The following is an 18,616-nucleotide window of genomic DNA, read 5'->3' as shown; positions in this document are numbered from 1 at the left end:
CGGCGCGGTCCGGTCCGGTCCGGTCCGGGGACGGACAGGGCAAACGGCGCGGCCGGCCCGTGGGGGCGGCCGCGCCACGGTGTGCGGGGCGGTGCGGGACCACACGGCACGCCGGGCGGGGAGGCCGTCAGCGGTGCCGCACGGTCACGCGGTGTGGAGGGTCAGCCCGTACCGGCCGAGGATCTCGTTGACCGGCTGGAACCAGGTGTTGCCGCCCGTGCTGCAGTTCCCCCAGCCGCCGGACGTCACGCCCTGGGCCTGGTCGCCGCTGATGAACGAGCCGCCCGAGTCGCCGCCCTCGGCGCAGACGTCGGTCCTCGTCATCTGGTGGACCGCTCCCTGGCTGTAGTTGACGGTCTCGTTCCTGCCGAGCACCGTGCCGCAGTGCCAGCGGGTCGTCGAGCCGGAGCGGCAGATCGAGGTGCCGACCGGGGCCTCCCAGGAGCCGCGCACGAGCCGGTCGGGGGTCTGCCCCCAGCCGAGCACCACGGGCACGGTCCACCAGCCGTGGCCGGTGCTCACCCACGCGTAGTCGTCGCCGGGGAAGGACGAGCCCTGGAACGTGCCCATGGCGGAACCGTCCCAGCCGCGGACGAAGCTCCCGGGCCGGCCGCAGTGCCCGGCGGTGACGAAGCCGCCGTGCACCGAGAAGCCTATGGAGCAGCGGACGTTGCCGGTGTAGTACGGGTCGCCGCCGACGACGCCCGCGGCGAGGGTGGCGGGGGCCTGCCGCATCGTCCCGACCTTCACCGGACCGGCCTCGCGGGCCCGGTCGAGGAAGGCCCGGACGGCCGCGTCGGACTGCTCGCCCCGCACGACGCCGATGACGACCGCGTTGTCCCGGGGGTCCACGTACCAGTGGCCGACACCGGTGGGTGCGGTGAGGGCGTCGATGCGCTTCTTGGCGGCGTCGAGCCGGGCGGCGCTGTGCCGGACGAGCCGGGCGTCGGCGCCCGCCGCCCGTACGGCCGCCGTCTTGTGACGATCCGTCACGGCGACGGTCAGCCTGCCGGTGGCGGCGTCGAACCAGGATCCCGCGTAGGCGGCTCCGGCGGCCCGTTCCGCCTTCGCTTCCACGTCGAACGCCGCTTTCTCCCGGGCGAGACGGTGGCGGGCCTGGGCCTCGGTCAGCCCGAGGTCGCGCTGCATGGCGGTGAGCAGTCCCGCCGACGCGGGGGCGGTGGCGGGTGGGTCGGCGGGGGTGTCGGCGGCGGCGGGGGCGAGCGCGGCGCCGCCCCAGGTCCCGAGCACGAGCGCGGCGGACAGGGCGATGCGGCGCCAGGTGCGGCGGCGGGGGCCGGGCCTGCGGCCGGTGCGGGCGTCCGCACCGTCCTGCTCGCGGCCCCGGGGGCGTAATCCGGTCGTCTGTCTCACAACGGCGAACCCTTCGGTCGTTCCGGTGGTCGGTCGGTTGTCCCGGAGTGGTGGGGGTGGTACACCAGCTGAAGAGAGCGCTCTCACCGCCTCGTTACGACAGCATCGCGAACGGACTTTGTCCAGACCTTCGACCGACCGGGCACCCCGCACTCCCCACCCGGCACGGCGCCGTCCCGTGCGTTGACAGGAACCCCTCAAGCCGCTTCACTCCGGGAAAGCAGGTACGGACCAATGGCGCCCGTCCCGCCAACCCCTGCACGCTCACGGGCAGGCACCCCCCGCCGTGCGGCCGGCCCGCGATCCCCCACCACAGGAACGAGGCGACATCGATGTCATCACGGATGCGCAGGCGGCCCTTCAAGGCCGTCGCCCTGGCGGTCGCGGCCCTGACGGTCGCGCTGGGCTGGGCCCCGAGCTCGACGGCCGCCCCCGCCCCGGCCGACGGCCCGTCGGTTCGAGCAGTGAACTTCGAGGACACCTTCGACGGTCCGGCGGGATCCGCCGTGAACGGTTCGAAGTGGCAGATCGAGACCGGCGACAACGTCAACAACCACGAGCGCCAGTACTACACGGCGGGCAGTGCCAACGCCACGCTCAACGGCCAGGGCCAGCTGGTCATCACGGCCCGGAAGGAGAACCCGGGCAACTACCCCTGCTGGTACGGGCGGTGCGAGTACACCTCGGCCCGGCTGAACACCGCGGGCCGCTTCACCGCGACCTACGGCCACGTCGAGGCCCGGCTGAAGGTGCCGCGCGGACAGGGCATGTGGCCGGCCTTCTGGATGCTCGGCAACGACATCGGCGACGTGGGCTGGCCCGCCAGCGGCGAGATCGACATCATGGAGAACGTGGGCTTCGAGCCGGGCACCGTGCACGGCACGATCCACGGCCCCGGCTACTTCGGGAGCGGCGGCATCGGCGCGGCCTACAGCCTGCCGACCGGCCAGGCCTTCGCGGACGCGTTCCACACCTTCGCCGTGGACTGGACGCCCGACTCCATCACCTGGTCCGTGGACGGCAACGTCTACCAGCGCCGTACGCCCGCCGACCTGGGCGGCCGGCAATGGGTCTTCAACAAGCCGTTCTTCCTGATCCTCAACCTCGCGGTCGGCGGCTACTGGCCGGGCGACCCGGACGGCTCCACCGTCTTCCCCCAGCAGCTCGTGGTGGACCACGTCCGCGTCAGCACCTCCGACAGCCCCGGGACGACGGGGGCCCTGCGGGGCCTCGCGGGCAAGTGCCTCGACGTGGCGGGCGCGAACACCGCCAACGGCACTCCCGTACAGCTCCACACCTGCAACGGCTCCGCCGCCCAGCGCTGGACGGTCGGCGGCGACGGCACGATCCGCGCCCTCGGCAAGTGCCTCGACGCGGCCTCTGCGGGCACGGCGGACGGCACGCGCGTACAACTGTGGGACTGCAACGGCACGGGCGCGCAGAGATGGGCCTACAACGCGTCGGCCCGGGACGTGGTCAACATCCCGGCGAACAAGTGCCTCGACGTCCGCGACAACAGCACGGCGGACGGGGCCCCGACGCAGCTGTGGACGTGCTCGGGGACGGCCAACCAGAAGTGGACGCTGGGGGCCTGACGCGCGTCGGGGGAACCTCCTGCCGCACCGACGGTGCCATGAGCCGTGGCACCGTCGGCGACCACTGAGGTGACGCCTCGTACGGCCCGCCCCCACGGGCACGGCCGTCCGCCGCCTTGCGCAGGGGGTACTGCGCGGCCGCACCTCGGGACGCCGACCCGGGCCGGGCGGCCGACGACGCCCGGGGCATGGTCGCACTGACGCCGGCACTCCTGCCCCCATCAGCGCCCCGTCGACGTCTCGCAGTCCAGGATCCGGCCGTCCACCGTGCCGACCAGGAGCCGGCCGGCGTGGGGAGCCGTGAGCGACAGGGGCACGACGGGCCGGCCGGCCACATGGAGGACACGTTCCCAACGCGGTCTGCCGTTCCCGGCGTCGATCGCCACGATGCTCCCCGACCGGTGAGCGGCGTAGACGGTGTGGCCGTCGCCGTCCAGCGCGGTGACCGGCTCGTCGCAGCCGTGCACCCACTGCGGTACACCGTCCGCAAGGCTGCGGCGGAGCACGAACGCGTTGTGCCGGAGCAGGCCGCGGTGGTCGTGGAGGGTGGCCGCGTGCACGAGGGCGTCGTCCCCCACCTGTGTGCCCGGGCCGGCGAACACGTGCATGGTGCGGTCGCCGTCCCAGTCCAGCGGGAAGAGCCGGCGGAGCGACGGCGTTCCGTCCGTCACCTCCGGCTCGAGGGCGACGACCCACTGCCGCTCCGAGGTCCCTGGCTCGGGCCGCCGGACGAACAGCGGCCGGCTCCCGCGCCGGACGGCGAAGACGTCGTGGTTCGGCAGCGTGAATCGTGCCGCCTCCGTGTTGTCCGGCGCGAGAATCACGGTCTGCCCCTGCTCCGGCGCCGGCCAGGCCTCCCGGACGACCAGCCGGCCCCCGCGGTCGGCGGTGAACGTCACGGCGTGGCCGGGGTCGAACTCCTCCAGCGAACGCCCGCTGTCGAGGGCTATGCGCTGGACCAGGTTGCCGGCGCGCCGCCAGCCCGATTCCGTGACACGCCCCGTGTGCCGCACATGCACCCAGGCGGAGCGCCGGTCGGCGCAGACATGGATCTGCCGCCCGCCGTCGGGATCCTCCACCGCCCACTGCAGTTCGCCGGAGGGCAGGTGGCACTCGAGTCGCGCGCCCTGGAGCGCGGCCAGTACGCGCCCGTCGTCCAGCGCCTCCGTCGCCCGCACCTGCCGGCGCAGTTCCCAGGGGGTCGCTGCCGCCGCAGCGCGGTCCCGCAGGAGGTCGCGGGCCGGCTCCGCGCCCGGCGGACGCACACGCCGCACACGCGGACCGGTCAACTCGCGGAACCCGATCGTGCGGTCCCCCACCGCCGACCAGTCCTCGCGCTCGATCACGGTCTCGTGCGCGTGGGTGAAGGCACGGTCGGAGTCGCGGTCCTCCGGCGACACCATGAGCCGCAGCCTGCGGCCGTCCAGCCACTCGACGGCCGGCACCTCGCGCCGTACCGCGAGTGCGCTCGTCACCGCACCCGACTCCAGGTCCACCAGCAGGAGTTCGCCCTGGAAGTCCCAACTGCCGTCGTAACGGCCGGTTCCGACGGCCACCAGCGGAAGGGACGGATGGAAGGCGACCGCGTTCACCGGCCAGTACGAGTGGTGGAGGTGACGGCACCGCAGATCACCGGCGTCGAACACACCGATCCGGTACCGGGGCCACCCGTCGATGGCGGCCGTGCCCAGCGGAGGCCACCGGATCGATCCGATGTCCCCGCCCACGACGAGGTCGCCGCGCCGGGGATCGACCGCCGCGACGGCCGGATCGCCGATCTCGGCGAAAGGCCGGTCACCGAGTACCCGGCGAATTCTCAGCGGATGAGTCATGCGCGCCCCCTGGCCCGGTCGGAGGACGCAATCCTTCCATCGGACGGCAGCGGCGTCAGCAGCCGCCGAGGCGACACCTCGCGCCCCCGGCACTCGTCGCCCCGACGTCACGCCGTCGTCCGCGCGGCCCCGCAGCCGACTCCGTGGCGGACGCGCCGAATTGGGCCGGACCGGTCCCCCTCACTATGATCCGCCGATGATCATACGAAAGCGACTGGCGGCCGCCCTCTGCGGCGCGCTGCTGGTCACCGTCACCGGCGGACTCCTCCCCTCCGCCGCCTTCGCCGACTCCGGCGACCCGGTCGACGGGCCGGCCGCGAAGGAACCGCCCAAGGTCGAACTCGTCCTCGACGTCAGCGGTTCGATGCGGGCCCGCGACATCGACGGGCAGTCGCGGATGTCCGCGGCCAAGCAGGCGTTCAACGAGGTGCTGGACGCGGTGCCGGAGGACGTACGGCTCGGCATCCGCACCCTCGGAGCCGACTACCCCGGCAAGGACCGCAAGCAGGGCTGCAAGGACACCAAGCAGCTCTACCCGGTGGGCGAGCTCGACCGGACCGAGGCGAAGACGGCGGTGGCGACGCTCGTCCCGACCGGCTGGACCCCGATCGGCCCCGCGCTGCTCGGCGCCGCCGACGACCTCGAGGGCGGGAACGCCACCCGGCGGATCGTACTCATCACGGACGGCGAGGACACCTGCGCCCCGCTCGACCCCTGCGAGGTGGCGCGCGAGATCGCCGCCAAGGGTGTGGACATCACCATCGACACCCTCGGCCTCGTCCCCAACGCCAAGATGCGCGCCCAGCTGATGTGCATCGCCGAGGCCACCGGCGGCACGTACACCTCCGTGCAGCACAAGGAGGAGCTGTCGGACCGGGTCAGCCAGTTGGTGGACCGCGCCGCCGAGCCGGTCGTCACACCGGTGGCCACCCAGGGAGCCGAGCGCTGCGACGACGCCCCGCGGCTGAAGGCCGGTCTCTACGCCGACCGTGAGTCCTTCGGCCAGCACCGCTGGTACCGCGTCGACCTGCTGCCCGGCCAGGAGCTGCGCGCCTCGGTCAGCATCGCCGCGGACCGCCCCGTGAACCGGGACCACGGCGTCCTGCTGCGGGCGTCGAGCCTGGCCGGCCGCGAGATCGTGCGCGGCGAGGCCGCGGGCGACGGGCGCACCGACGTCGTCTCCACGGGCCTGCGCTACCCCAAGTCCGAGACCGACGGCACCGATGACGCGGAGGACACCGATGGCGCGGATGCCGCCGACGGCGAGCCCGCCGCGGAGACCGTCTGCCTGCGGGTGAGCAACTCCTTCTCCGCTCCCGCTTCGGTCAGCACGTCCCCCGGTCTGCCCCTCGAGCTGACGATCGACATCACGGGCGGGCCCCGTGACGCCGGGGACGCGGCGTTCCTCGGCCTCGGCCACGGCTGGTGGCTGCTCGGCCTGCTGACGCTCGCCGGCTTCGCCGCGGGTGTGCTGTGGGGCTGGATCTCTCGCTGGCGCATCGCCGTCTGGAGGACCAACTGATGCGTACCGTACGTACGTTCACGGCCGCGCTGATCGCCGCCGCCGCACTGTCCATCCTGCCGTTCCCGGGCGTCGCCGCCGCGGACTCCCCCTCGCCGAGCGCGAGCGCGGAGGACGAGTCCGCCGCACCGACCGAGGCCGGCACGTCCTTCCGTACCGCCGCCGTCGTACGTCCCGGGCAGCGGGCCACGGCGCAGGCGTCGACGGGTGACTACCTGTACTGGCAGTTCCCGGCGGACGCCGGACAGCAGGCCACCGTCAGGGCCACGGTCAAGCTGCCCCGCTCCGAGGCACGCCACGGCACCCACACCTGGCGGCTCGACGTCTACGACGGACTGCGGCGCCGCCAGGCCTGCCGCTACGGCAGCGACGTGCGGCCCGCCCCGGCGGACGCCTCGTCGGTCGAGCTGAGCTGCGCGCTGCGCACGGTCCGGGCCTGGTCCGAGCCGTGGGCGAACGACCCGCTGCCCGGGGCCTATTACGTACGCCTGACCGTCGTCGCGGCGCCCGCCGAGGATCTGGGCGAGCCGGTGGACGCCACGCTGGAGGTCACCGCCGCCGACTCCGGCGGCGCCGCGGCCGTCGACGGCCGGCTCGCCGAACCGCTGGTCCCCGCCACCGGCCGGGAGGTCGCACCGGACGGCGGCTGGTCGTCGGGCTGGTGGTCCTCCCGCATCCTCTGGACGGCGTCCGGCGCGGTGCTGGCCGCGCTGGCCGGCATCTGGGGCTACCGCCTCACCCGCGGCAACGGCCGCCCGGCCCACCTGCCGCCGGGAGCCTGACGGCGTGGGGAGCGTCGCTCGCCCGGGGTCTGCCGGCCCCGGACGAGGGACGCTCCCCGTCGCCCGGCCGCCGCTCAGCCCGGGCGGGCGGCCAGCCACGCCAGGGCGTAGCCGCCGCTGTTGAGCGCGCAGTGCAGGGCGACGGGCGGAATCAGACTCCCGGACCGGCGGCGCACCTCGCAGAACACCACCCCCGCGAGCGCGGTCCCGACGACCGCCGCACCCACCGACAGCGCGACGGCGGTCCCGCCCGTGCCGAACACCGCCTCGACGGCCGCGTTGGATCGCGTGAGTCCGCGGGACGGCACGATGTGCCACAGCCCGAAGAGGACCGAGGAGCCGGCCGTGGCCCACCCCGTCCCCCATCGTCTGCGGAGGAGGGCCCACAGCACGCCCCGGAACGCGACCTCCTCCAGCAGCACGGTCCCGAACGGCACGCGCACGAACACCCGGTACACCAGTTCCCCCGCCGACAGCCCGGCCACGCGCCGGTCGACGAACGCCTCCCGTGTGAACGGCAGGGCCGGCGCCACGGCGTACACCGCGAGCACGGCCCCCACGAGGACGAGCCCCCACCGCAGCCCGCGGCGCACCGACGACCGCCCCGTCCCCAGCTCGTCCCAGGTGACCCCGTCCAGCCGCGCGAGCAGCACGAGGACAGCGGCCGCGGCGACACAGACGGGTACGTAGAGCCCGGGCCCGACGCGGTTGACCAGCGCATGCGCGACGGCGAGCACGGCCACGGCCGGAAGGAGCATCCCCATGGGCACAGCAGCATGGCCACGTCGGGGGGTGGGATGGGGGCAACGCGCCGTGGGGCCACGGGCAGGGGCGGCAGCACGACGCGGATCCGCTGCGCGCGCCCCGTGCTCTTCGTGGCCTCCACCGGTGCGCGCGGGAGGCCCGGCCGTGTCGTGGAGCGGGCCGCTCGGTGCGCCCCCGGGTTCACACCCGCTCCGCCGCCCCCGCCCTGGCGATCAGCATGTCGAGGAGCGCCAGCAGCGCCGCGCGCACGTCCGTGCGGGTGCGGGCGTCGAGCATGAGGACGGGCGTGCTGGTGTCGCGGAGGTGCAGCGCCGAGCGGATCTCCTCGGCGCTGTAGAGCTGTTCGCCGTGGAAGCAGTTCGCGCCGACCACGAACGGGAGCCCGCGGTTCTCGAAGAAGTCGACCGCCGGGAAACTGCGGTCGAGGCGCCGGGTGTCGACCAGCACGATCGCCCCGAGGGCGCCGTTGAGCAGGTCGTCCCACATGAACCAGAACCGCTCCTGGCCCGGCGTTCCGAACAGGTAGAGGACGACGCCCGCGTCGGTGAGGGTCAGGCGGCCGAAGTCCATCGCCACCGTCGTCACCGTCTTGGACTCGATCCCCTCCAGGTCGTCGACGCCGACGCCTGCGGCCGTCAGCCGCTCCTCCGTACGCAACGGCTCGATCTCGGAGATCGTCTCGACCAGTGTCGTCTTGCCGACGCCGAATCCTCCGGCCACGAGGATCTTGACGGGGGCGACGTCCTGGGCGGAGGTGTCATATCCGGGCAAGGTTGTCCCTGATTCTCATGAGCAGGTGGACATTGCTGGTCTCGGCCTCCTCCAGGGGCGGCCGGTGCCGGACCAGCCCGCGGTCCTCCAACTCTCCGAGGAGGAGGATCGTGGGCGTCAGGCGCATGTGCATACGGGCCGCGATCTCCGCGACCGCCCTGCCGTTCGGCGGCATGCACAGGGACAGGACGGCCTGCCACTCGCTGGGCAGGCCGTCGTACGCGTCCGGGGAGACCGCCGCCGTGACCGTGGTGTCCATGGTCAGCGAGGCGTGCGGAGCGGTCGTACGCCCGTCGGTCAGGGCGTACAGCCGCGTCCGGCGGCCGCCTCCTCGGCGCGGCGCATCGGTCATGGCGACGTCGGCGCCTCACTGCGTTCGGGCGTGCTCAGCCACTCGCCGAGCGCCTGCGCGGTGCGGACGGCCTCGCCGCCGAGCTCACCGAGCCGGGCCTTGCGGGACGTCACGACGATGAGGGTGCTGCCCTCCCCGCAGCCGACGATGCAGAGGTACCGGTCGTCCATCTCGACCAGCTGACGGATCACCCGCCCGCCGTCGACCTCCCGGGATATGGCCTTCATCGTGGACGCGATCCCGGAGGACGCAGCGGCGACGCGCTCCCCCTGGGGCCGGTCCAGCAAGTAGGAGCTGAGCATGATCCCGTCGTTGGACAGCAGCACGGCCCCCTTGACACCGGCGATCCGGCTCAGGTTGTTGTCCAGGACGCTGAAGATCATGTCGTTGGATGTCGTCGTCATCGCCGATCCTGTCGGAGCTCTTCTTCCACCATCTGGGTTCCCTGCTCGTAGTCCGCCCAGGCGTCCGCCACCTCTTCCGGGGTGTCGTCCTCCCGCACGGCCGCCACTTCCGTCGCGCGCCGCGGAGCTTGGAGCTGCTCGGCCATGTGCGTCTGCGGGACACGTTCGGGGAGGGCGGGACGGGCGCCGGCGAGCGGGCGGGCGGGCCGCGTCGTGGCCTCCCGCGACCGCTCGCGCACCGGCTCGGCGGACCGTTCGTGAGGCTGCCCGGCGGAGCGCGCGCCAGGCTGTTCCCCCGGCCGCGCGTGCGACTCCTCGGCCGGCCGCGTGTCCGGCCGTCTGTGCGCCCCGCGGACGGGCAGGCCGGCGTCCGTCTGCGGAGCCGGCTCGGACCCGCCCTCGCCGATGCCGACCGGCGCGGGGCCGTGGCCCACCGACGCGGCACCGTGGCTGTCCGGTTCGGGCTTGCCGGCGTCCGGTACGGACCCCGGCCCGTCCGGTGCGGGTACGTCGCCGTCCGATGCGGGTCCGCGGCCGGCCACTGCGGGCATCGTCGGGGGCTCCGCGCGTACGGACCCCGCGCCTGCGGGCTCCCGGCGCGGCGGCTCCTCCCCCGCGGCCCCGGCCGCCGGGGAGGCCCCGCGCGGCTGCCCCGCCGCACCCCCCGTCCCGCTCCCGGTCGGTACCAGCAGTGCCTCGGGAAGAATGACGACGGCCGACGTCCCGCCGTACACCGACCTGCGCAGGATGACCGTGGCCCCGAGCCCGTCGGCGAGGTGGCCGACCACGAAGAGCCCCAGCCGATGGGCGTTCTCCGCCAGGACGGCGTACGGGGGTGCCGAGTGCAGGCGTCCGTTCATCTCCTCGTACGTGGCGGGAGCCACCCTCGGGCCGCGGTCCTCGATCTCGACCGACAGCCCGTCGGCCACGAGCTCGGCCCTGATGACGACCTTCGACCTCGGCGGCGAGAACCGCGTGGCGTTGTCCAGGAGTTCGGCGAGGAGATGGCTGACCTGGCTGATCACGGAGGCCTCGACGCTGATCTCGTCCAGCGCCTGGCGCTCGATCCGCCGGAAGTCCTCGACCTCCGCGGCCGCCTCGCGCAGCACGTCCGCGATGCGCATGGGCTCGGTGTGCGGGTCGGGGATCTCGCCGCCCGCCAGGATGAGCAGGTTCTCGATCTGCCGGCGCATGCCGACCGTCAGCTGGTCGGCCCGCATCAACTGGGCGAGGAGCGCCTCGTCGTGCCCGAAGGCGTCCTGGAGGTCCTCGGTGAGGCTCAGCTGGCGGCTGACCAGGTTGCCGGTGCGTGAAGCGATGCCCGCGGCGAACATCCCGAAGCCCAGGCGCTCGGCGGCAAGTTGCCGGTGACCGCTCACGGAGACGGCGACCACCCGGGCGAACGCATCACTGATACGCCCCACTTCGTCCTGCTCGCCGCGGACCGCGGGCAGTGCGTCCGAGTCGACGGGCCGGCCACTCTGCAGCCGCTCCACGACGTCCGGCAGTGTGCTCTCGGCGATCGTCACGGTCCGGTCGTGCAGACGGCTCAGCCGGCGCAGCACCGACCGTGTGGTGAGGGCCACGACGGCCGCGACGGCCAGCAGCGCGGCGGCGCTGCCCGCGATCAGCCAGGCGACCTCCGTCTCGAGGTCCGACGCCCGGGCGTCGGCGCGCGACAGCAGGGCCCGGGACCGGTCGGCGTTCAGTGTGCTGAGCTGCGGCCCCCACTGTTCCTGCGCGGCCCGCCAGCCGTTGATGTCCCGGGGCAGCTTCACGCCGTCGTCGGTGATCGACTGCTCGGCCAGGACCGCGCTCTCGATGCGGGTCTTGGTCTGCCACGCCCCCGAGCGGACCATCTGCGCGTAGAGGTCGTTCTGCGCGTCGGGCAGATACGGCACGATCCATGCGTCGTAGAGGTACCGCTGGGCCCCGACGGCGTTGACGAAGTCCGCGAACCTGGAGGTGGTCAGCGTCCTGGCGGGCCCGGCCTGCGCGAGGATCATGTCCTCCTGGGCCACCATCTCGGACGCCGCGAACATGGCGGTGACGACCCGGGTGTCCTCGCTGAGCCCGCCGTCCTCCATGTGGCTCAGCTCGTCCTGGTAGAAGCGGATCATCTGGCCGATCACGCCGCTGTAGTACACGAGCGTGCTGTCGGCGCTCCCGATGCCGCTGTCCGTGCGCTCGCGGTAGGAGCCCAGGTCGTCCAGGCCCTGCGCGACCTCCACGAGCCGGCGGTCCGCCAGCTCGGACACCGCGCTGCCGGGCACCCACGACCGGCGGAACCCGGTCGCGGCCCGGTCGGTGGCCGCGCGCCGCTCCCGCATGGCGTCCTCGGGCACGGTGGTGCCCGCCCAGCGCGCGGCGGTCAGCGTGCGCTCGGACTGCATCGCCACCATGAGCCGGTAGAGCGGTACGCCCAGCCGTTCACCGGACTCCACATCGGCGCGCAGGTGCCCCGACTGCTCCAGCAACCGGTTCGCGGCCAGCGCCGATTGGACGCCGAGAGCCACGATGGGGACGACCGCGAGCCAGACGAGCAGCGTACGCAGGCGCACCGTGCGCCGCCGGCGGGCCGCCGACGGGCCTCGTGACCCGATGGGTTGTATCGGTGACATCAGTCCTCGGGAACGGGGGACAGCGTGACGGACCGTCGACGGACCGGGGCGCTGCCCCAGGGGACTGGGGAAACACCGTTCCGGCCCAGGTCGGGACCAGGATGAGGAGCCCGATCATAACCAGCCACACCCAGAAAAAAGAGAGGTTGCGTCAGAAATCAGTTCGATGTTAAAGGGGCGGTCGAGGACGCCGAGGAGCGGAGCCCGGGACGCGAGATCGGCCCGGCGGCCGCCCGTGCGCGGCTCGAACTCTGCCTGCGCGCGCAAGGGGTCCCCCTGCCCCGACCCGGGCCGTGACCACCGACATCGACCGTGGGAACATGCTTCATGTCCTCCTTCCACCTCCTCCCGGGCGCCGGCGACTCCCCCGTCGTCCTCCACGTCCCGCACTCCTCGCGTGAGATCCCGGAGTGGGTGCGCCACGGCATCGAGCTGGACGACGCCGCACTGGAGCTCGAACTCGACCGCATCACCGACGCCCACACGGCCGCCATCGCCACCGCGGGGGCGGACGCGGCGGCGCTCAGGCCGTGGCGGTTCGTCAACGGGCTCTCCCGGCTGGTGATCGACCCCGAGCGGTTCCCCGACGAGCGCGAGGAGATGCTCGCCGTCGGCATGGGCGCGGTCTACACGAGGACCACGCACCGCGAGCGGCTCCGCCCCGCGGACACGGACCCAGGGCCGCTCATCGAGCGCTACTTCCACCCGTACGCGCGGGCCATGACCGCCGCCGTGGCCGACCGCCTCGAAGCCGTCGGACGGGCGGTCGTCATCGACGTCCACTCGTACCCCACCGAGCCGCTCCCGTACGAGCTGCACGGAGACGGGCCCCGGCCACCGATCTGTCTGGGCACGGACCCCTTCCACACCCCGCCCGAGCTCCGCGCCGCCGCGGAGCGGGCGTTCGCGGACTTCGGGGGCACCGGACTCGACAGCCCCTTCGCGGGTACGTACGTGCCCCTCGACTTCCACGGCAGGGATGCCCGCGTCAGCGCCCTGATGATCGAGATCCGCCGCGACGTCTGCATGACGGAGCGCGGAGGCCCGGCCGGGGCAGGTGTGGAACGGCTGGGCACGGCACTGGCGGCGCTGATCGACGCGATCTGAAAGGGGCACGTCCCTGTCGCGACGGGCCGGCGGCTCCACGCGTACAGCGCTGTGAGGTGAGCGATGCCTCGGGCCGTAGGAACCGTCCGTGACGCAGGCGACAGGGGCGCCGGAGGTGTGGACGAACACGCGGTCTCCCCGACCGCTCCACCAGAAGCGTTCCGCTTCGTGACCGTGGTGAAGCATCACGCGCTCACGTGCCGCGGACGTCAGGCTCCAACGACACGGCGACGAGCCGGTCGCTGAAGGACTCCGGTGCCGTGGGAGGCGTTCCGTCCGCCGCGTTGCCCTCGGCCTCCGCGGCGCGGTGGGCGCGAACGGCGGGGTCGGACAGGGTCACCGTGACGACGGGGCAGTCCGCGGCGTCGTTGGTCACCTCAGGGCTGCACTGGACGGCGTCGAGCATGCTGTGCCCCGGACAGATCGCCCCCGCCGGCACGGCGACGTCGAGGTGCAGCACCTTGCCGGAGGCGACCCGGAAGCGTCCCGAGGGCGGCGCGGCGAGGGGCTTGCCCTCGAGGCCGCCGTCGACGGCGGTCGCGGTGAGGCCGCGGGCGCTGGCCCGGCGTCCCTCGCCGTGCGGTCCGTAGAGGTCAAGTGTGACTCCGCCCTTCGCCAACGGCGCTTCCAGGAGGAGCGGTGCGCCTTCGGCATGGACGGCGAGGTGAACGGTGAAGGTGGGGTCGCCGGGGTTCCCCGGGCCCGGATCCCTCACGTCCCACGCCGTGAGGACCAGGGCGGGGTCGTCCCCGCGCTCGCCCTCACCGCGCGGATCGGGGCGGGGTCCGTCGTCCACGCCGCACTTGGACAACTGGGCCGTGCCACCGCCGGGCAGAGCGGTATCACGCAGGTTCTCGACCGGAGCGACGCGCTGCACGAGAGGGCGCACCGACGTGTCCGAGGGGAACATCAGCAGGGTGACGACCAGCAGCAACGTCGTCACGGGCAACGCGAGCACCAGCCAGGAGCGAAGGGATACACCAGTCACGGTTGTCCCAGCGCATCGAGCGCCGAGATCGTCACACGGACTGGCGATCGGGTCTCACTGAAGCGGCCCCACGCGCGCACGTCGTGGGCGGCGGCCCGGTCCCGTCGGTGGTCCGGTGTCGGCCGGCACGTCGCTTCGGCAACTCCCGGACCGGCCTCGACGGTCCTCGAAGGGTCAGTGGGTGCCCGCCACCTCCCCACCGGCCCCCGCGTACGCGGCAGTGTCGGTGGCTGCCTGTATCAATGGGCGTCATGAACACCGAACATGCCGACCCCGCCGACCTCGCCTCGATACGAGAAGCCTTCGGCGTCGACGACGGCGGCGAGTCCGCGCTGGGCTGGACAGCGGTGCGCGCCTTCGAGGCGGAGCACGGGATCGTCCTGCCGGAGCCTTACCGGACGTGCGTCGCCGAGGTCACCGCCAGGTCGCACAAGGGGCCGCCGCACTACGGACTGGTCGGACCGGCCGAACTGCCCGACGACTGGGGCGACGGCCGGCCCGCGCGGGACCCCGCTCGTCCCTTCCCTCTCACCGCACCGTGGCTGTGGGAGGACGACCCGCGCCCCGAGGAGGAGATGGGCCCGCTGCTGGACCAGGTCTTCGACCACGGGTCGATCGTTCTCGGTACGGACGGGTGCGGCATGTACTGGCACCTCGTCGTCACCGGACCCCATCGGGGCCACATCTGGCTCATCACCGGTGAGGGCGCCACTCCGTTCGGCGCGGAGTTCGGTTTCACCACGGCCGAGTCCGGGTTCGCCGGCTGGGTCGGGCACTGGGCCGCCGGCAAGGACTGGTTCGACGCCGAGTGACGCGCCGGCGTAGGAATCGAGCCCGGCCGCCGCACGGTTCGGAGGGCCGTCCCGGCGGCCGCCGGGCAAGCGGCCCGGGGGCGTGACGGAGGGGGGCTTGCGCATGTGCCCGGCCGTACGGCCTGCCGCCGTACGGCCGGGCACTGCCGGCTACGCGAACTGGCCCGGCCGGTAGTCGCCTGCGGGCTGCTGGACCATGACGTTGCCGCGGTTGAAGGCGTTGATGAGGGAGATGACGCACACCAGGGCGGCGAGTTGTTCCTCGTCGAAGTGCTTGGCGGCGTTCGCCCAGGCCTCGTCCGTCACGCCGCCGGCCGCGTCGGCGATGCGGGTGCCCTGCTCCGTCAGCTCCAGGGCGGCGCGCTCAGCATCGGTGAACACGGTGGCCTCCCGCCAGGCCGCGACCAGGTTCAGACGCGTCGCGGTCTCCCCGGCGTGCGCGGCGTCCTTCGTGTGCATGTCGGTGCAGAACCCGCAGCCGTTGATCTGACTGGCGCGGAGCTTCACCAGTTCCTGCGTCGAGGCCGGCAGTGTCGACTCCGCGAGGATCTTGCCGGCGGCGGCGACGTGCTTCCCGAACTTGGCTGCGACCGGGCTGGCGAAGAGGTTCAACCTGGCTTCCATGGTGCGCTCCTGAGTCGTTCTCGGGGCCATTGGGATACACCCCCTTGGACGGAACGGCTCGGCCGGGTGTGACATGCGCGAGTGTGACCCGCGTCTCCCCGGGGCTGCACCGAGCGGCTCAATCAAGAATGGCCGTCCTCTGCGCCCGGCGGATCAACGTCATGCCGGGACTGCACGACCGCGACCTCCGCCCCACCCCTCCGCCGGGCTCGTACCCCTGGTACGAGCCCCTTCCGGGACATCCGCGTGCGGCCTCGGGAACCGGTGAGATCCGTGTCCCCGGTGCCCCCGGCACCGTCCTCGCCGCCCCGGCCCTCATCGGTCACTACGTCGTCGACCTCGGCCGTCTGCCGGCTCGGCCGTTCGTCGACGCCGTCCGCGCGTTCGACCCGTACGGCTCGTGGCAGGCGAAGTACGCGGGCCTCAGGTTCCCCTGGGTCCCGGACGACGCGGTGCTGCGTCACGTCGACGGCGTGTGACGGCCCCGACCGTCCGGGCCCGGCACTGCCCGGTGCCGCACACCGGTCGGCACCCGTCCGCGCCTTCGCCTGCGGTTCCGGACCCTGCGAAAGCGCCGGACGGGTTGCCGCCTCGGGCCCTGCTCCGATCATCCGGGATCCCGGAGACCACGGTCAATCCTTTGGATTGCTCCCAACTCCCAAGCTGTAGCTTGGGGTGATGACTCTGGACGACCTGCGCGTCTTCGTGGCCGTGTGCCGGGCGGGCAGCCTCAGCGCCGTCGCCAGGGAACTGGGCCGCACGCAGTCGGCGGTGAGCCAGCACGTGAGGCGGCTGGAACGGGAGACCGGTGTGAGCCTCCTGGAGCGCCGACCGCGCGGCGTGGTGCCCACCCACGCGGGGCGGGTGCTGTGCGAGGCGGCGGCCGACAGCATCGCCGGGCTGGACCTGACACTGCGTCGGCTCGGGGACCTGGTGAACGGCGAGTGCGGTTCGGTGCGCGTCACCACGGGTGCGACGACCGTACGGCACTTCATGTCGGAGGCCGTCGTCGCCTTCCGCCGGCAGTACCCCAAGGTGAGCCTGGAGTTCCAGACGGAGAACTCCAGTCGCAACTGCTTCGACGCCCTCGTCACCAGCAGTCTCGACCTGGCCTGGATCACCATCGGCGGCCCCGTGCGCGGCATCGAGCAGCGCCCGGTCGTCGAGTTGCCCTGGGTGCTGGCCGTACGCGTCGACGACCCGTTGGCCGGGCGTTCGTGTGTGGACGTGACCGACCTCGACGGTGTCCGCCTCGTCCGGCTCCCGCAGAACTCCACCTCGGGCAACCGGCTCGACGCCGCCTTCGCCCAGTTGGGCATCCGGATCAGTTCGGACACCGGCGTCGCCGACTGGGACACCGCCCTGCTGCTGGTGGAACTCGGCCTCGGCCACGCTGTCGTACCCGCCCTGCCGGGATGGGCGGTACCGGGCGAGGACGGCCCGCTCCGCCTCGTACCCGTGCGAGGGCTGCCCCCGCTGCCGGTCGGCTGGGCGGTGCGCCGGTGGGACGCGCTTCCGCCCCTCGCCCGGGTCTTCGCCGACACGGTCGCGCGCCACTGTACGGAGAAGGTCCGCGGCGCGGCTCGTCAGGGGCGGCCAGGCTGAACGGCCGGGACGTTCGCGCTGTCCAGGGAGCCGGTCGGCTCGTCCGCGAAGACGACGGCCGGCCGGTGGACGAGGGCCCGTGCGACGGCGGCGCACCGGCTCTGTCCGCCCGGCTCCCGGGACGGGCGCCGTTCGCGCAGCTCCCCGAGTCCGAGCCGGTCGAGCACCTGCCCGGCGGCGGCAGGGGCGGGCTTGTTGCGCTGCCCCGCCCGGCGCAGCGCAAGGGCGGTGCTCTCCTCGCTCGTCACCTCGGGCAGCAACTCGCCGTACTGGAAGACGAAACCGCCCCGGCCGGGTGGCGAGGCGTCGGGCAACAAGCCGACGAGCGGCCGCCGCAGGCACGTCGGTGGCAAGCCCGCGACGTCCGGACCGGGGGGGGGAGGCAAGGGCTGGACATCGCGTCTCCGGCGAAATTCGGATCAACATCAGTCGCGCTGACACGCCCGTGATCCGGTGAAATACCGTCATATGCCACAGGTATGCGGTGGGATCGGAGCCGTTGTTCCACCCCTCCCCAACGAGAGAGATCGAGCATGAGCAAGCGAACCGCGTCCGTCCTGACCGCCCTCACCGTGGCGGGTGTCGTCGCCGGCGTCGGCAGCGCCGTTGCGGACTCCGGCGCCCAGGGTGCGGCCGTGGGCAGCCCGGGCGTCCTGTCCGGCAACGCCCTGCAGGCGCCGGTGCACGTGCCGGCCAACGTCTGCGGCACCACGCTCGGAGTCGTCAGCCTCCTCAACCCCGCCGGCGGCAACGGCTGCGTCGCCGGAACGGCCGGCTGACACTCCGCCCTCAGACCGCCCCGGCCCGCGCAACGCGACACGCGGGCCGGGGCGTTCCCGTCCCTGGGCGATCCCGTCCCAGGGCATCCCCCGGTGTCGCGGGACGGCGCCGGCAACGGACAGCCGTTGACGCGCGTTCACGCCGCCAGTGCGGCGATGCCCAGTGAAGCCAGGGTGAGCGCCTTGGCCGACTCGCAGGCGATGTAGACGAGGTGGGCACGGGAGCGCGGGACGTCCTCCCCCGCCAGCACCCGGTCCGAGCGGCGGTTCAGGACGGGCCGGACAGCGGCGAGTTGCACCGTGAGCAGCGCGACGGCGAGGGCGGCCAACGCCACCACGGGAGCGGGTGGACCGCCGGCGGTGACCGCGACGACCACCACGGCGGCCAGGGCGGCCTCGGCGCGGTTGAGCGCGCGGAAGACGAGGCGGCCGATGCCGAGACCGATCCGCAGGGTCACGCCGGGTGCCCGGAACTTCAGGGGTGCTTCCACGAAGGAGATGGCCAGCACCATTCCCAGCCATACGAAGGCGGCCGCGGCAACGACGGCCGCCCACATGGTGTCCATACGCGGTGTCCTCTTCCCTTGTCCTCGCGGTCCCGGGTCCCACCCGTGACCCCTGTCCGTCCGTGCGCTTCCCGACGCTCGTCCGCGCAGTGCGGTCGCCGTTCGAGGGCGCGAGCG

18 protein-coding genes and 1 pseudogene are annotated in these 18,616 nt (G+C 73.3%); 8 read left to right on the top strand and 11 right to left on the bottom strand.

Going from position 1 to position 18,616, the window contains the following annotated elements:
* Positions 1–144: 144 nt before the first annotated feature.
* Entirely contained in the window at positions 145–1,272 is a 1,128-nt protein-coding gene (locus QRN89_RS30685) for a S1 family peptidase (RefSeq protein ID WP_290353922.1), read from the bottom strand.
* Between the two features lie 434 nt (positions 1,273–1,706).
* Between QRN89_RS30685 and QRN89_RS30680 the strand changes: the two genes are divergently transcribed.
* Entirely contained in the window at positions 1,707–2,969 is a 1,263-nt protein-coding gene (locus QRN89_RS30680) for a ricin-type beta-trefoil lectin domain protein (protein WP_290352674.1), read from the top strand.
* Positions 2,970–3,190: 221 nt separating this feature from the next.
* On the opposite strand, the gene QRN89_RS30675 is transcribed toward QRN89_RS30680, so the two are convergent.
* Positions 3,191–4,801 (bottom strand): PQQ-binding-like beta-propeller repeat protein, encoded by a 1,611-nt coding sequence (locus QRN89_RS30675; protein ID WP_290352673.1) that lies wholly within the window; start codon positions 4,799–4,801, stop codon positions 3,191–3,193.
* A gap of 196 nt (positions 4,802–4,997) precedes the next feature.
* Between QRN89_RS30675 and QRN89_RS30670 the strand changes: the two genes are divergently transcribed.
* Both QRN89_RS30670 and QRN89_RS30665 read left to right on the top strand, forming a co-directional pair.
* A complete protein-coding gene (locus QRN89_RS30670) occupies positions 4,998–6,323 on the top strand; it encodes a VWA domain-containing protein (protein WP_290352672.1) in 1,326 nt (441 codons plus the stop codon).
* Complete coding sequence (locus QRN89_RS30665) at positions 6,323–7,105, top strand: hypothetical protein (RefSeq protein WP_290352671.1); 783 nt, start codon at positions 6,323–6,325, stop codon at positions 7,103–7,105. The genes QRN89_RS30670 and QRN89_RS30665 overlap by 1 nt, the downstream gene beginning before the upstream one ends.
* Positions 7,106–7,179: 74 nt before the next feature.
* Here the strand turns inward: QRN89_RS30665 and QRN89_RS30660 are convergent, their stop codons facing one another.
* The 5 genes from QRN89_RS30660 to QRN89_RS30640 form a co-directional block, all read right to left on the bottom strand.
* Positions 7,180–7,869 carry a CPBP family intramembrane glutamic endopeptidase gene (locus QRN89_RS30660; RefSeq protein ID WP_290352670.1) on the bottom strand — a complete coding sequence of 230 codons (690 nt, stop codon included), beginning with the start codon at positions 7,867–7,869 and terminating at the stop codon, positions 7,180–7,182.
* Positions 7,870–8,050: 181 nt separating this feature from the next.
* Positions 8,051–8,641, bottom strand: coding sequence for a GTP-binding protein (locus QRN89_RS30655; RefSeq protein WP_290352669.1), 591 nt, complete (start codon positions 8,639–8,641; stop codon positions 8,051–8,053).
* The gene (locus QRN89_RS30650; RefSeq protein ID WP_290352668.1) at positions 8,628–8,993 is read right to left on the bottom strand and encodes a DUF742 domain-containing protein; all 366 of its coding nucleotides are present in this window, start codon (positions 8,991–8,993) and stop codon (positions 8,628–8,630) included. The genes QRN89_RS30655 and QRN89_RS30650 overlap by 14 nt, the downstream gene beginning before the upstream one ends.
* On the bottom strand, positions 8,990–9,397 hold the full coding sequence (locus QRN89_RS30645; RefSeq protein WP_290352667.1) for a roadblock/LC7 domain-containing protein: 408 nt from the start codon (positions 9,395–9,397) through the stop codon (positions 8,990–8,992). Before QRN89_RS30645 ends, QRN89_RS30650 begins: the two co-directional genes overlap by 4 nt.
* The gene (locus QRN89_RS30640; RefSeq protein ID WP_290352666.1) at positions 9,394–11,958 is read right to left on the bottom strand and encodes a sensor histidine kinase; all 2,565 of its coding nucleotides are present in this window, start codon (positions 11,956–11,958) and stop codon (positions 9,394–9,396) included. The genes QRN89_RS30645 and QRN89_RS30640 overlap by 4 nt, the downstream gene beginning before the upstream one ends.
* Positions 11,959–12,345: 387 nt before the next feature.
* On the opposite strand from QRN89_RS30640, the gene QRN89_RS30635 reads away from it, so the two are divergent.
* The gene (locus QRN89_RS30635) at positions 12,346–13,125 is read left to right on the top strand and encodes an N-formylglutamate amidohydrolase (protein WP_290352665.1); all 780 of its coding nucleotides are present in this window, start codon (positions 12,346–12,348) and stop codon (positions 13,123–13,125) included.
* A 193-nt stretch (positions 13,126–13,318) separates the two neighbouring features.
* Here the strand turns inward: QRN89_RS30635 and QRN89_RS30630 are convergent, their stop codons facing one another.
* On the bottom strand, positions 13,319–14,113 hold the full coding sequence (locus QRN89_RS30630) for a hypothetical protein (RefSeq protein ID WP_290352664.1): 795 nt from the start codon (positions 14,111–14,113) through the stop codon (positions 13,319–13,321).
* A 251-nt stretch (positions 14,114–14,364) separates the two neighbouring features.
* On the opposite strand from QRN89_RS30630, the gene QRN89_RS30625 reads away from it, so the two are divergent.
* A complete protein-coding gene (locus QRN89_RS30625) occupies positions 14,365–14,925 on the top strand; it encodes an SMI1/KNR4 family protein (protein ID WP_290352663.1) in 561 nt (186 codons plus the stop codon).
* 150 nt (positions 14,926–15,075) lie between these two features.
* On the opposite strand, the gene QRN89_RS30620 is transcribed toward QRN89_RS30625, so the two are convergent.
* Positions 15,076–15,549, bottom strand: a complete 474-nt coding sequence (locus QRN89_RS30620; RefSeq protein ID WP_290352662.1) for a carboxymuconolactone decarboxylase family protein — start codon at positions 15,547–15,549, stop codon at positions 15,076–15,078.
* A gap of 128 nt (positions 15,550–15,677) precedes the next feature.
* Between QRN89_RS30620 and QRN89_RS30615 the strand changes: the two genes are divergently transcribed.
* Complete coding sequence (locus tag QRN89_RS30615; protein ID WP_290352661.1) at positions 15,678–16,028, top strand: DUF7919 family protein; 351 nt, start codon at positions 15,678–15,680, stop codon at positions 16,026–16,028.
* 199 nt (positions 16,029–16,227) lie between these two features.
* Positions 16,228–17,154 (top strand): LysR family transcriptional regulator, encoded by a 927-nt coding sequence (locus QRN89_RS30610; RefSeq protein WP_290352660.1) that lies wholly within the window; start codon positions 16,228–16,230, stop codon positions 17,152–17,154.
* Here the strand turns inward: QRN89_RS30610 and QRN89_RS30605 are convergent.
* Positions 17,154–17,444 (bottom strand): annotated as a pseudogene (locus QRN89_RS30605) (ATP-binding cassette domain-containing protein); the annotation flags it as partial. The gene QRN89_RS30610 and the pseudogene QRN89_RS30605 overlap by 1 nt on opposite strands.
* A 243-nt stretch (positions 17,445–17,687) precedes the next feature.
* On the opposite strand from QRN89_RS30605, the gene QRN89_RS30600 reads away from it, so the two are divergent.
* Positions 17,688–17,933 carry a chaplin gene (locus tag QRN89_RS30600; protein ID WP_290352659.1) on the top strand — a complete coding sequence of 82 codons (246 nt, stop codon included), beginning with the start codon at positions 17,688–17,690 and terminating at the stop codon, positions 17,931–17,933.
* Between the two features lie 137 nt (positions 17,934–18,070).
* Here the strand turns inward: QRN89_RS30600 and QRN89_RS30595 are convergent, their stop codons facing one another.
* On the bottom strand, positions 18,071–18,499 hold the full coding sequence (locus QRN89_RS30595; protein ID WP_290352658.1) for a hypothetical protein: 429 nt from the start codon (positions 18,497–18,499) through the stop codon (positions 18,071–18,073).
* Positions 18,500–18,616 lie beyond the last annotated feature (117 nt).

Origin of the sequence: Streptomyces sp. HUAS CB01, assembly GCF_030406905.1 — a bacterium.
Classification (GTDB): Bacteria; Actinomycetota; Actinomycetes; order Streptomycetales; family Streptomycetaceae; genus Streptomyces; species Streptomyces chengbuensis.
The sequence above is the reverse complement of the archived record's forward strand: the minus strand, read 5'-3'. Positions and strand labels throughout refer to the sequence as shown.